The organism is Luteimonas aquatica, from assembly GCF_022662575.1.
In the GTDB taxonomy this organism is placed as follows: domain Bacteria; phylum Pseudomonadota; class Gammaproteobacteria; order Xanthomonadales; family Xanthomonadaceae; genus Luteimonas; species Luteimonas aquatica.
Map to the genome: position 1 here is coordinate 594,299 of NZ_JALBFU010000001.1, position 11,601 is coordinate 605,899.

The 11,601-nt window shown below is 70.6% G+C and carries 13 protein-coding genes; 6 read left to right on the top strand and 7 right to left on the bottom strand.

All coding sequences use genetic code 11. The annotated features are described in order from the left end of the window. Nucleotides 1–2: 2 nt before the first annotated feature. Both MD221_RS02810 and alr read right to left on the bottom strand, forming a co-directional pair. The gene (locus MD221_RS02810) at nucleotides 3–1,418 is read right to left on the bottom strand and encodes a cryptochrome/photolyase family protein (RefSeq protein WP_242107660.1); all 1,416 of its coding nucleotides are present in this window, start codon (nucleotides 1,416–1,418) and stop codon (nucleotides 3–5) included. A gap of 53 nt (nucleotides 1,419–1,471) precedes the next feature. Beyond that, a complete protein-coding gene (gene alr / locus MD221_RS02815) occupies nucleotides 1,472–2,596 on the bottom strand; it encodes an alanine racemase (protein ID WP_242107662.1) in 1,125 nt (374 codons plus the stop codon). Between the two features lie 230 nt (nucleotides 2,597–2,826). Here alr and MD221_RS02820 point away from each other — a divergent pair, with 230 nt between their 5' ends. Next, nucleotides 2,827–4,254 (top strand): serine hydrolase domain-containing protein, encoded by a 1,428-nt coding sequence (locus tag MD221_RS02820; RefSeq protein WP_242107664.1) that lies wholly within the window; start codon nucleotides 2,827–2,829, stop codon nucleotides 4,252–4,254. A gap of 52 nt (nucleotides 4,255–4,306) precedes the next feature. On the opposite strand, the gene MD221_RS02825 is transcribed toward MD221_RS02820, so the two are convergent. The 5 genes from MD221_RS02825 to MD221_RS02845 all read right to left on the bottom strand — a co-directional run bounded on the left by MD221_RS02825 (nucleotide 4,307) and on the right by MD221_RS02845 (nucleotide 7,912). After that, complete coding sequence (locus MD221_RS02825; protein WP_242107666.1) at nucleotides 4,307–5,722, bottom strand: replicative DNA helicase; 1,416 nt, start codon at nucleotides 5,720–5,722, stop codon at nucleotides 4,307–4,309. 274 nt (nucleotides 5,723–5,996) lie between these two features. Continuing rightward, nucleotides 5,997–6,449 (bottom strand): 50S ribosomal protein L9, encoded by a 453-nt coding sequence (gene rplI / locus MD221_RS02830; protein WP_242107668.1) that lies wholly within the window; start codon nucleotides 6,447–6,449, stop codon nucleotides 5,997–5,999. Between the two features lie 124 nt (nucleotides 6,450–6,573). Next, nucleotides 6,574–6,804: a 30S ribosomal protein S18 gene (gene rpsR / locus MD221_RS02835; protein ID WP_096208774.1), complete on the bottom strand. Its 231-nt coding sequence runs from the start codon at nucleotides 6,802–6,804 to the stop codon at nucleotides 6,574–6,576. A gap of 23 nt (nucleotides 6,805–6,827) precedes the next feature. After that, nucleotides 6,828–7,250, bottom strand: coding sequence for a 30S ribosomal protein S6 (rpsF, locus tag MD221_RS02840; protein ID WP_242107670.1), 423 nt, complete (start codon nucleotides 7,248–7,250; stop codon nucleotides 6,828–6,830). A 308-nt stretch (nucleotides 7,251–7,558) separates the two neighbouring features. Next, a complete protein-coding gene (locus MD221_RS02845) occupies nucleotides 7,559–7,912 on the bottom strand; it encodes a HesB/IscA family protein (RefSeq protein WP_242107672.1) in 354 nt (117 codons plus the stop codon). 116 nt (nucleotides 7,913–8,028) lie between these two features. Between MD221_RS02845 and asnS the strand changes: the two genes are divergently transcribed. Genes asnS through MD221_RS02870 form a run of 5 tightly spaced genes read left to right on the top strand, consistent with a single transcriptional unit; the run spans nucleotide 8,029 to nucleotide 11,567 of the window. Next, the gene (asnS, locus tag MD221_RS02850; protein ID WP_242107673.1) at nucleotides 8,029–9,429 is read left to right on the top strand and encodes an asparagine--tRNA ligase; all 1,401 of its coding nucleotides are present in this window, start codon (nucleotides 8,029–8,031) and stop codon (nucleotides 9,427–9,429) included. Nucleotides 9,430–9,435: 6 nt separating this feature from the next. Then, nucleotides 9,436–9,744 carry a hypothetical protein gene (locus MD221_RS02855; protein WP_242107675.1) on the top strand — a complete coding sequence of 103 codons (309 nt, stop codon included), beginning with the start codon at nucleotides 9,436–9,438 and terminating at the stop codon, nucleotides 9,742–9,744. Next, nucleotides 9,741–10,076, top strand: coding sequence for a hypothetical protein (locus tag MD221_RS02860; RefSeq protein WP_242107676.1), 336 nt, complete (start codon nucleotides 9,741–9,743; stop codon nucleotides 10,074–10,076). The genes MD221_RS02855 and MD221_RS02860 overlap by 4 nt, the downstream gene beginning before the upstream one ends. 35 nt (nucleotides 10,077–10,111) lie before the next feature. After that, nucleotides 10,112–10,774 (top strand): FMN-binding negative transcriptional regulator, encoded by a 663-nt coding sequence (locus MD221_RS02865; RefSeq protein WP_242107677.1) that lies wholly within the window; start codon nucleotides 10,112–10,114, stop codon nucleotides 10,772–10,774. Between the two features lie 4 nt (nucleotides 10,775–10,778). Continuing rightward, nucleotides 10,779–11,567, top strand: a complete 789-nt coding sequence (locus MD221_RS02870; protein WP_242107678.1) for an SDR family oxidoreductase — start codon at nucleotides 10,779–10,781, stop codon at nucleotides 11,565–11,567. The last annotated feature ends 34 nt before the right edge of the window (nucleotides 11,568–11,601 follow it).

Sequence of the window (11,601 nt, forward strand, 5' to 3'; positions counted from 1 at the left end):
CGCTAGCGCAACCGGCGGTAGGCCGCCAGCGCCTCGTCCCTGCCCCGGGCCAGGTCGACGATCGGCTGCGGCGGATAGCCGGGCGCGCGCGCGGCGGCCTGCCGGGGATCGGTCCATGGCGCGAAGCGCAGCGGCGTCGGCAGCGCGGCCAGCTCCGGCACCCAGCGCGCGATGTAGGCGCCGTCCGGATCGCAGCGCTGCGCCTGGGTGACCGGGTTGAAGACCCGGAAGTACGGCGCCGCGTCGGCGCCGGTGCCGGCCACCCACTGCCAGCCGAGGGTGTTGTTGGCCAGGTCGGCGTCGACCAGGGTGCTCCAGAACCAGCGCGCGCCCTCCAGCCAGTGCAGGCGCATGTGCTTGCACAGGTAGCTGGCGACGATCATGCGCACGCGGTTGTGCATCCAGCCGGTGGCCCAGAGCTCGCGCATGCCCGCGTCCACGATCGGCACGCCGGTGGTGCCGGTCTGCCAGGCGCGCAGCCGCGACGGATCGGGGCGCGCCCAGTCGAAGCGATCGAACCGCGCATCGAGGTTGCGCCCGGCGCTTTCCGGGAAATGGTGCAGCAGCGCATGCGCGAACTCGCGCCACCCCAGCTCGCGCAGGTAGGCATCGGCGTCGGCGGCGTTGCCGGCGTTGCGTTCGGCCTCGATCGCCGCCGCCACCCGCCAGGGCGCGATCTCGCCGAAGTGCAGGTGCGGCGACAGCCGCGAGCTGCCGGCGCGGTCGGGCCGCTCGCGCTGCTCGCGATAGCCGCGCAGCGCGCCGTCGACGAACACCTCCAGGGCCTCGCGCGCGCCCGCCTCGCCCGGCGTCCACATCGTCCAGAAGCCGGCGTCCCAGGCCGGCTGGGCCGACAGCCGCAACGCCTCCACGGCGAGGCCGTCGGGGCCGCCCACGGCCTCGGGCAGCGTGGCGGGGGCATCCCGGACGCCGGGAATCCGCCAGTCCGCCAACGCCGCGCGCCAGAACGGCGTGAACACCTTGTACGGCCCGCCCTGCTTGGTGCGCAAGCGCCACGGTTCGAACAGCAGGGCGCCGTCGAAACTCTCGGCGCGCGTGCCCTGCCCGCGCAGCGTCTGCTTGATCGCCGCGTCGCGGCGCTCGATGGCGGGCTCGTAGCGGCGGTTCCAGAACACCGCCTCGGCGTCGCAGGCCGCCACCAGGGTGCGCAGCGTCTGCAGGCTGGGCCCGGCGAAGCAGCGCAGGCGGGAGCCGCGCCGCCGCAACTGCGCGTCCAGCGCGATCAGCGAGCGGTGGCGCCAGGCATCGGAGGCGGCGCCGGGCGCCCAGTCGCCCTCCTCGTCCGGGGCGTGGATATAGACGCACACCGGCGCGCAGCCGGCGTCCAGCGCGGCCTGCAGGGCCGGATGATCGTCCAGGCGCAGATCGTTGCGGAACCAGACCAGGGCATTGGGCATGGCCCAGTATCCACGGCGCGCGCCGCCGCGTCAGCGGCCGGCGGCCGTGCCGTTCACGCGGCGACGTACTGGCGCGGAATCCGCTCGTTCAAGCCGACCAGGATCTCGTAGGCGCTCATCCCGGCGGCCCGGGCCAGCGACTCGACGCTGACGGCCGCCCCGTCCTGCTCGCCGATCAGCACCACCTCGTCCTCGTTCCAGGCGCTCCCGCTGCCGATGTCGACCATGAACTGGTCCATGCATACGCGCCCGACCACCGGATAAGCCTGGCCGCGGATCAGCACCCGTCCGCGCGAGGACAGCCCGCGCGGATAGCCGTCGCCGTAGCCGATCGGCACGGTGACCACGCGCGTGTCGCGCTGCGGCGCCCAGGTGGCGCCGTAGCTGACCGGATTGCCCGCCCTCACCACCTTGAAGTAGATCACCTGCGAGCGCAGCGACAGCGCCGCCCTCGTATCGACGGTGGCGCGCGAGGCCGGATCGGGCAGCACGCCGTAGAGCAGGATGCCCGGACGCACCATGTCCAGGTAGGTGTCGGGGAAGTGCAGCACGCCGCCGGAGTTGGCCAGGTGGCGCAGCGGCATCGGCGCGCCGATGCGCTCGAAATGCGCGCAGGCGTCCAGGAAGCGCTCCAGCTGCTGCGCGGTCATCGGCGAGTCCGGATCGTCGGCGCAGGCCAGGTGCGAGTACACGCCCTTGAGCACGCACCAGCGCGAGGCCGCCGCCGCCTCGATGAAGGGGCCGGCGGAATAGCTGTGCACGCCGATGCGTTCCATGCCGGTGTCGATCTTCAGGTGGATCACCGCCTTGCGGCCCAGCGCCTCGGCGGCCGCTTCCACCTGGCGCAGCTTGGCCAGCGAGGACACGGTGATCTCCAGGTCGTGCTCGATGAACTGCGCCGCCTGCGGCCCGAAGATGCCGCCCATCACCAGGATCGGCAGGGCGATGCCGTGCTGGCGCAGCTTCATGCCCTCTTCCAGGAACGCCACGCCGAGCTGGTCCACGCCCTGCGCCTGCAGGTGCCGCGCCACCGCGACCAGGCCGTGCCCGTAGGCGTTGGCCTTGACGATGCCCATCACCGGCACGCCGACGCGTTCGCGGATGCCGCGCAGGTTGTGCGAAAGGCGGTCGAGGTCGACCACGATGCGGCTGGGGCGTTGGTCGATGGGATCCTGCATGGTGCTGTCCAAAACCGCCGGCCGGAACGCGCGCATCCGAGCGCGCGCATCCGAGTGAGTGATCGCGCCGGCGATTGTCGCATACCGGAATCGCCCGCCCGCGCCGGCCGCGGCCGTCGCGCCCGATCGCCGCGGCGACAGGAGCCGATGGCATACTGCGCCGGCGCAGCGCGCGCACTCCCGCAGCCGACCGATGGACCGGCCGCGCCATCCCGCCAATGGAGGCAGGCTTGAATCTTCTGCGCGGCCTATGCCTGGCGCTGCTGCTGACCGGACTGCCGACCGGCAACGCGTTCGGCGCGACCGACGGCGCATCGGCCGCGCCGAAGCAGCGCATGCAGGCCGCAATGCAGGCCAACCGGGAGCGCTACGGCATCGCCGGCCAGGCGGTCATGGTGGTGCACAACGGCCAGGTGCTCTTCCGCGGCGCGGACGGCCAGGCCGACGTCGAGGCCGGGAAGCGCCTGACGCCCGGACATGTCTTTCCGGTGTACTCGCTGAGCAAGCTGTTCGTCAGCACGCTGGTGATGCAACTCGTCGACCGGGGAAGCGTCGATCCGGACGCGGCCGCCAGCGCCTACCTTCCCGACCTGCCCGGCGCCTGGCGGAACATCACGGTGCGCCAGTTCCTCGACCATACCTCCGGCGTGGCGGAGTACTTCGAGGGCGAATCCCCCGCGACCTTCCCGCCCGACCTGTCCGCCGCGCTCTCGGCCGCCGGCGCAAAGCCGCCGCAGTTCGCGCCCGGGACGCAGTCGCGCTACACGCAGACCAACTACCTCGTGCTCTCGGCGCTGCTTCAGGCCCACTACGGCAAGCCGTACGTGGAGATCGCCGAGGAGCGCATCATTCGCCGGCTGCATCTGCGCCACACCTGGCTCGGTCCCGCCCGCCTGCCCGGGCGCGGCGTGGCGGCCGCCTACCTCGGCAAGGACGGCCGGCTGCAGAGGCAGCAGGAGATCCCCTGGCCGGACTACAGCTACGCCCATGGCTCCCTCTACGCGAGCCTGGACGACCTCGCGCGCTTCCTGCGGGCGCTGGGCAAGGGCGAACTGGTCGGCAAGGCGACGCTGCAGCGGCTCTGGCGGGCGCAGACGCTGCGCGATGGCCGGCGCGGCACGTTCGCCGGCGGCTGGGAATACGGCGAGAGCGCCCCCTATCGCTTCGTCGGACACGATGGCGGCGCCCGCGTCCGGGTGCGCCTCGTGTTCGAGGACGCGCTCGACGGCGATCTCTACGCCTTCCTCTATCTGACCAACGGCAGCGCGCGCAACGTCTGGTCGCGGACCCTGGTGGACAGCGCGATGGCGGCCGTGGCGCCGCGCCGCTTCCCGTCCCAGGCCCTGTCGGAGCGGCTGATCGGCCTCGCCTGGCAAGGCGCCGACGCCGCCGCGATGGATGCGGCGGTCGCCGCGGCGCGCAAGCAGGCGGCGATGGCGGACGCAGCGCTGGAAGGCACGATCAACAATGCCGGCTACGCCGCGCGCGAGAGCCTCGGGGCGGAGGCGGCGATCCGGCTGTTTCGCCTCAACACCCGCCTTTTCCCCGGCTCGGCCAACACCTGGGACAGCCTGGCCGAGACCTACCAGGCCAATGGCGAGCAGGAACGGGCGCGGGCGCTGTACGAAAAAGCGCGCAGCCTGACGGCCAAGCCCTAGCGCGGCGCGATAAGCGCCCTCCGGACACCCACCCACCGACCGTCGCGGGCGACTACTCGAAGCTGCCGACCGAGTCGTGCGCGAGGTTGTCGAAGCGCGTGTACTCGCCGAAGAACTTCAGCTTCACCGAGCCGGTCGGGCCGTTACGCTGCTTGCCGATGATCACCTCGGCCAGGCCCTTGTCCGGCGAGCTTTCCTTGTTGTAGTACTCGTCGCGGTAGATGAAGATGATCACGTCGGCGTCCTGCTCGATGGCGCCCGATTCGCGCAGGTCGGCCATCACCGGGCGCTTGTCGGTGCGGGTCTCCAGCGAGCGGTTGAGCTGGCTGAGCGCGATCACCGGCACGTTGAGCTCCTTGGCCAGCGCCTTGAGCGAGCGCGAGATCTCGGAGATCTCGGTGGCGCGGTTCTCGCTGTTGCCCGGCACCTGCATCAGCTGCAGGTAGTCGATCACGATCAGGCCGAGGTCGTGCTCGCGCTTCAGGCGCCGCGCCTTGGCGCGCAGCACCTCCGGCGACAGCGCCGGGGTGTCGTCGATGAAGATCTTGGTTTCCTTGAGCAGGCGGATCGCGCTGGTGACGCGGCTCCAGTCCTCGTCCTCGAGCTGGCCGGTACGCAGGCGCGTGGCGTTGACGCGGCCGACCGAGGAGATCAGGCGCAGCGCCAGCTGGCTGGCCGACATTTCCATCGAGAACACCGCCACCGCCTTCTTGGTCTTCATGGCGGCGTACTCGGCCATGTTCAGCGCCAGCGTGGTCTTGCCCATCGCCGGACGCGCGGCCAGGATCAGCAGGTCGGTCGGCTGCAGGCCGGCGGTCATCTCGTCGAATTCGGTGTAGCCGGTCGGCATGCCGGTGATGCCGCCGCCGTTGGCGTAGCGCGTCTGCAGGACGTCGAAGGCCTCGGCCATGGCCTTGTTGACCGGGGTGAAGTCGGTGCGCCCGCGCGCGCCGGCCTCGGCGATGGCGAACACCTCCTGCTCGGCCTTGGCCAGCAGTTCGCTGCTCTCGCGCCCCTCCGGCTGGAAGCCGTCGTTGACGATGCCGGTGCCGACCTCGATCAGCTGGCGCAGCACGGCCTTGTCGCGGACGATCTCGGCATAGGCGGCGATGTTGGCCGCCGAGGGCGTGGTGCTGGCCAGCTCGATCAGGTAGGCGCCGCCGGCGACCTGTTCGGCCAAGCCCTGCGACTCGAACCATTCGCCGAGCGTGACCGCGTCGAAGGGCTTGTTCTTCTCCGCCAGCTCGCGGATGGCGCGGTAGATCAGCTGGTGGTCGCGGCGGTAGAAGTCGCTGTCGACCAGTTGGTCGGCGACGCGGTCGAAGGCGTCCGGGGCCAGCATCAGGCCGCCGAGCACCGCCTGTTCGGCTTCCACCGACTGCGGCGGCACGCGCAGCTGTTCGATGCGGCTGTCGGCACGTCCCGGATAAGTGGGCCCATCGTTGCGGAAGCCCGGTCTTGCGCTCATCAGTGACGTGACTCCCCTAGACGGACCGTCGTCGCGATCCTGTTGTTGTCGTGCTGGCATCGAAGTGGACATCGTAGCGGCGTTCCTGCGATCCGGTTGCAGACAAGTCTTGGGACATGCTGTGCATAACTTTCCCCGGACGCGTCTCAGGCGCTGCGACGCAACAAAAACACAGGCGCCTCCCGGCGCCGCGACCCAACGAAAAACGGGCGCCTCCCGGCGCCCGTTCGTCTGGAAGCCCGCGCGTCGCCGCGCGGCTTCCGGAGGTGCCGCATCACGCCACTTCCGGCGCCACGATCACCTTGACGGTGGTCTCGACGTCGGCGTGCAGGTGCACGATGACCTCGAACTCGCCGACGTTGCGCAGCGGGCCTTCGCCCATCACCACTTCCGACTTCTCGACCGGGGTGCCGGCCTTGGTCAGCGCCTCGGCGATGTCGCGCGGGCCGACCGAGCCGTACAGCTTGCCCTCGGTGGAGGCGTTGGCGTAGATGGTGACGCTGGCGCCTTCCAGCTTGGTCAGGCGGTCATTGGCGCCGTCGTGGATGGCCTTGGCCTTGGCTTCGTACTCGGCGCGCTTAGCTTCGAACTCGGCCAGGTTGGCGGCGGTGGCCGGCACGGCCTTGCCCTGCGGAACGAGGTAGTTGCGGCCGTAGCCCGGCTTGACCTTGACCTTGTCGCCCAGGTTGCCGAGGTTGGTGACTTTCTGCAGGAGGATCAGTTCCATGGTGGTGCTCCCGTGCTCCTAATGAGCTCGATTCGTTAGCGGCGCCCAGGCGCCGCAACTGGTGGCTGTCCGAATGGACGGGGATGGAAGGCGACGACGGGCCCCTGCCCGGGGCCCGCGCCGCTTACACGTTGTGGTTGTCCGTGTACGGGATCAGGGCCAGGAAACGCGCGCGCTTGACGGCGGTGGCGAGCTGGCGCTGGTAGCGGGACTTGGTGCCGGTGATGCGGCTGGGGACGATCTTGCCGTTCTCGGTGAGGTTCTGGCGCAGGGTGTTGAGATCCTTGTAGTCGATCTCTTTCACACCCTCGGCGGTGAACTTGCAGAACTTGCGGCGGCGGAAGAACTTGGACATGTCGGTGCGGCTCCTAGAGGGGCTCAGGCGGCTTCGGCTTCGGCGTCGGTGGCATCGTCGGCGGTGCCGACCTTGCCTTCATCCTCGTCGTCGCGGCGGCGACGCTCGGGCTTGTCGCTCTTCTCGTCCTTGTTCTTCATGATCAGCGACTGCTCGGTCTCCGGGCCGTCGCGGCGCACGACCAGGTGGCGCAGGATCGCGTCGTTGAAGCGGAACAGCTCGACCAGCTCGTTGAGCACGGACTGCTCGGCCTCGACGTTGAACAGGACGTAGTGGGCCTTGACCAGGTTGTTGATCGGATAGGCCAGCTGCCGGCGACCCCAGTCCTCGAGACGGTGGATCGTGCCGTTGCCGCCCTCGACCAGCGCCTTGTAGCGCTCGATCATGGCGGGCACCTGCTCGCTCTGGTCCGGGTGGACCAGGAAGACGATTTCGTAGTGACGCATTGTGGTTTCCTTGTGGATATTCGGCGGCCGTTCCCCGGGAAATCCCGCGGGAATCCGGCAGCCCGGATAGCCCCCCGACCGTCCGCAGCGGACGCGGTGGAGCAAGGTCTCCCGGCGGCCAGGCCGCAGGGAGCCGTATATTATGGGAGATCAATGGCTTAGGGGCAAGTCCGGCGGCTCGGCGATCCGCGTTTGCCGTCCATGGCGCATCTGCCCCGCTTTCGGAACGTCCGCCCCCCTCGCCGCGCTGACGGCGCGGCTCGAAATCCATGGCCGGGCGCTCGCCGGGGCAGCGCGGCAGCGCCGCGCTAGGCGTGCCCCGGCTCGCCCTTGTCGGCGTCCGTGGTGAAGCTTTCCCCGCAGCCGCATTCGGCCGCGACATTGGGATTGCGGAACACGAACTGCTCGTTCAGGCCCTGCTTGAGGAAGTCGATCTCGGTGCCGTCCACCAGCGGAAGGCTGTCGGCATCCACGTAGATCCGCACCCCGTCCTGCTCGGACACGTTGTCGCCCTCGCGCGGCTCCCTGGCCAGGTCGACCAGGTAGCCCCAGCCGGAGCAGCCGGTGCGGGTCACGCCCAGGCGCAGGCCGATCGCGCCCGGGGTGCCGGCGATGTAGCCCTTGACGCGTTCGAAGGCGGCGGGTGCGAGGGTGATGCTCATGGCGATGCTGGCGGCCGGGACTCGGAAACGATTGTGATGATACCTACCAATGCCGCCTCGCGGCTTAGGTAGACTGTACGGCTTCCAGATCGGTGCGTTCCGCAGGAATTCAAGGCATGACAACGTTGAGTGTCGAACAGGCGCTGGCCGGCAAGGTGCCGGAAGGCGGCGAGGTGACGGTCCGGGGCTGGGTGCGCACCCGGCGCGATTCCAAGGCGGGCCTGAGCTTCGTGAACGTCAGCGACGGCTCCTGTTTCGCGCCGATCCAGGTGGTGGCGCCGAGCACCCTGCCCAACTACGAGGGCGAGGTGAAGCGTCTCACCGCCGGCTGCGCCGTGGTCGCGCGCGGCCGCCTGGTGGCCTCGCAGGGCCAGGGGCAGAGCTTCGAGATCCAGGCCGAGGCGCTGGAGGTGGTTGGCTGGGTCGAGGACCCGGAGACCTATCCGATCCAGCCCAAGGCGCACTCGCTGGAATTCCTGCGCGAGGTCGCGCACCTGCGCCCGCGCACCAACCTGTTCGGCGCGGTGACGCGCATCCGCGACTGCCTGGCCAAGGCGGCGCATCGCTACTTCCACGAGAACGGCTACTACTGGATCAGCACGCCGATCATCACCACCTCCGACGCCGAGGGCGCCGGGCAGATGTTCCGCGTCTCCACCCTGGACCTGGCCAACCTGCCGCGCGGCAAGGACGGCGCGGTCGACTTCTCCGGCGACTTCTTCGGCAAGGAGACCTTCCTCACCGTCTCCGGCCAGCTCAACGTCGAGGCGTACTGCCTGAGCCTGAGCAAGGTCTATACCTTCGGCCCGACCTTCCGCGCCGAGAACAGCAACACCACCCGCCACCTGGCCGAGTTCTGGATGGTCGAGCCGGAGATCGCCTTCGCCGACCTGGCCGAGGACGCGCGCGTGGCCGAGGAATTCCTCAAGTACCTGTTCCGCGCGGTGCTGGCCGAGCGCGCCGACGACATGGCCTTCATCGCCGAGCGCGTGCAGAAGGACGCGATCACGCGGCTGGAAGCCTTCGTCAACGCGCCGTTCGAGCGCATCGACTACACCGATGCGGTGACGCTGCTGCAGAAGTCCGGCCAGAAGTTCGACTTCCCGGTGGAATGGGGCCTGGACCTGCAGACCGAGCACGAGCGCTGGCTGACCGAGCAGCACGTCGGCCGCCCGGTGGTGGTGACCAACTATCCCGAGCACATCAAGGCCTTCTACATGCGCCTGAACGACGACGGCAGGACGGTCGCCGCGATGGACGTGCTGGCGCCGGGCATCGGCGAGATCATCGGCGGTTCGCAGCGCGAGGAACGCCTGGACGTGCTCGACGCGCGCATGGCGCAGTTCGGCCTGGACCCGGCGCACTACGGCTGGTACCGCGACTTCCGCCGCTACGGCACCGTGCCGCACGCCGGCTTCGGCCTGGGCTTCGAGCGCCTGGTGGTGTACGTGTGCGGGCTGTCCAACATCCGCGACGCGATCCCCTACCCGCGCGCGCCCGGCAATGCGGAATTCTAGGGCCCCATGATCCTGTTCTTCGCCCTGCTGTTCGTCGCCGCCGCCATCGCCGGCGCCTGCGCCTTCGTGATCTTCTGGCCGCTGGCGCTGGTGCACCTGCGCGACCGCCATGCCGAGGTGCGCGCGGGCTTCGGCGAGGGCGCGTTCCTCAAGCCCGCGGCGCTCGGCTGGCTGCTCAGCGGCCGCTACCGGCAGGTGGCCGATCCGCAGTTCACCGGCCTGGCCACTCCGGCGCGGCTGTCGCTGATGACGATCCTCGGCGGGCTCGCCTGCGCGGGCGGACTCTGGCTGCTGTCCGCGGTGGTGCCGGCATGAACGCGTCCGGGACGACTTCCGGCGAAGGCGGCACGGCGCGCACGCAATGGTGGCTGGCCACACTCGGCCGCACCATCGTCTGGGCGCGCCTGCAGGTGCGCGAGGCCGGCACCGCGACGGTGCTCGACAGCGACGGCAACACCCTGGTCTACGACAGCGAGGACAGCGCGCGCGCGGCGCTGATGGACGCCGAGTTCGTCGCCTTCGACGGCCTCGACGAGGAGGATGCGCTCGCGCGCGGCTTCGCCCCCGGCGAGATCCAGCCGCCGCAGGCGCGCGACGACGCGCAGCTGCGCGAACGCATGGTGCAACGGCTCGGCAGCCGCGCCTGACGCGGCGATCCGGCTCGACTGCTGACTCGCCCCGCATGTACACCCCGCGCGCCTTCGCCAGCGACGACCTCACCCGCCTCGACGCGCTGTTCGAGGGCGACGCCTTCGTCACCCTGATCACCGGCGGCGGCGACGGCGCGCCCATCGCCACCCACCTGCCCGTGCTGTACCGGCGCACGGCGCAGTCGATCCTGATCGAGGGGCACTGGGCCAGGCCGAACCCGCAGGCCCGCCACGGCGGCGAGGCGCTGATGATCGTGCACGGGCCGCATGCCTACGTCTCGCCCGGCTGGTATCCGGACAAGGAACCGGCGGCGCGCGTGCCGACCTGGAACTACGCGGTCGCGCATCTGTCCGGGCCGCTGCAGCGCTTCGAGGACGAAGCGGCGCTCGCCGACCTCGTCGTCCGCACCAGCGCGCGTTTCGAGGCCACGGTCGGCAGCGACTGGCGCTTCGAGCCCGAGCGCGAGGACCATCGCGTGCAGCTGCGCGGCATCGTCGGCTTCCGCTTCGTGCCCGCGCGCGTGGAATTGAAATTCAAGCTCAGCCAGAACCACCCCGAAGCCAACCGCCGCGCGGTGGCCGAGGCGCTCGGCGCGCGCGACGATGCCGGGGCGCGGGCCGTGGCGGCGATGATGCATGCGCTGTCGCTGCCGCCCTCCATGCGAGCCGGGGACGGGACGGCACCACAGGAGTAACGCGATGGACCTGAACCTCACCGGCCGGCATGCGCTGGTCTGCGGAGCCTCCGAAGGCATCGGCCGCGCCGCCGCGCACGAGCTCGCCCTGCTGGGCGCCGACGTCACCGTGCTGGCGCGGCGCGCCGACGCCCTGCAGGCCGTGGCCGACGCCCTGCCCCGCGCGCAGCCGCAGCAGCGGCACGGCTTCCTGGTCGCGGACGTGTCCGCCACCGAGGCCATGCGCGAAGCCGTCGCGGCACTGGCCGCGCGCGCGCCCGTGCACATCCTGGTCAACAACAGCGCCGGCCCGGCCGGCGGGCCCGCGTTCGAGGCCGAGCCGTCCGCCTTCCTCGAGGCCTTCCAGCGGCACCTGATCGCCAACCAGGTGCTGGTGCAGGCGGTGCTGCCCGGCATGCGCGCGGCGCGCTGGGGACGGATCGTCAACGTCGTCTCCACCTCGGTGAAGGAGCCGATCGCCGGGCTCGGCGTGTCCAACACCGTGCGTGGCGCGGTGGCGGGCTGGGCCAAGACCCTGTCGCGCGAGCTCGGCGGCGACGGCATCACCGTCAACAACGTGCTGCCCGGCTACACCGAGACGGCACGCGTGGAGCAGATCGTGCGCGAGCGCAGCCGCGCCACCGGCAAGAGCACCGAGGACGTGCTGGCCGGCATGCGCGCGAGCGTGCCCGCCGGCCGCTTCGCCAAACCGGAGGAAACCGGCGGCGTGATCGCCTTCCTGTGCTCGCCGGCGGCGGGCTACGTCAACGGCGTGAGCCTGGCCGTCGACGGCGGGCGGATGAACTCGATCTGAGGACACGCGCGCGCCCGCGCATCCGTGCCTCGGC

Coding starts and splice junctions, on each gene's coding strand:
- MD221_RS02810 (WP_242107660.1), bottom strand. CDS start 1,418: ATGCCCAATGCCCTGGTCTGGTTCCGCAACGATCTGCGCCTGGACGAT.
- alr (WP_242107662.1), bottom strand. CDS start 2,596: ATGCAGGATCCCATCGACCAACGCCCCAGCCGCATCGTGGTCGACCTC.
- MD221_RS02825 (WP_242107666.1), bottom strand. CDS start 5,722: ATGAGCGCAAGACCGGGCTTCCGCAACGATGGGCCCACTTATCCGGGA.
- rplI (WP_242107668.1), bottom strand. CDS start 6,449: ATGGAACTGATCCTCCTGCAGAAAGTCACCAACCTCGGCAACCTGGGC.
- rpsR (WP_096208774.1), bottom strand. CDS start 6,804: ATGTCCAAGTTCTTCCGCCGCCGCAAGTTCTGCAAGTTCACCGCCGAG.
- rpsF (WP_242107670.1), bottom strand. CDS start 7,250: ATGCGTCACTACGAAATCGTCTTCCTGGTCCACCCGGACCAGAGCGAG.
- MD221_RS02845 (WP_242107672.1), bottom strand. CDS start 7,912: ATGAGCATCACCCTCGCACCCGCCGCCTTCGAACGCGTCAAGGGCTAC.
- asnS (WP_242107673.1), top strand. CDS start 8,029: ATGACAACGTTGAGTGTCGAACAGGCGCTGGCCGGCAAGGTGCCGGAA.
- MD221_RS02855 (WP_242107675.1), top strand. CDS start 9,436: ATGATCCTGTTCTTCGCCCTGCTGTTCGTCGCCGCCGCCATCGCCGGC.
- MD221_RS02860 (WP_242107676.1), top strand. CDS start 9,741: ATGAACGCGTCCGGGACGACTTCCGGCGAAGGCGGCACGGCGCGCACG.
- MD221_RS02865 (WP_242107677.1), top strand. CDS start 10,112: ATGTACACCCCGCGCGCCTTCGCCAGCGACGACCTCACCCGCCTCGAC.
- MD221_RS02870 (WP_242107678.1), top strand. CDS start 10,779: ATGGACCTGAACCTCACCGGCCGGCATGCGCTGGTCTGCGGAGCCTCC.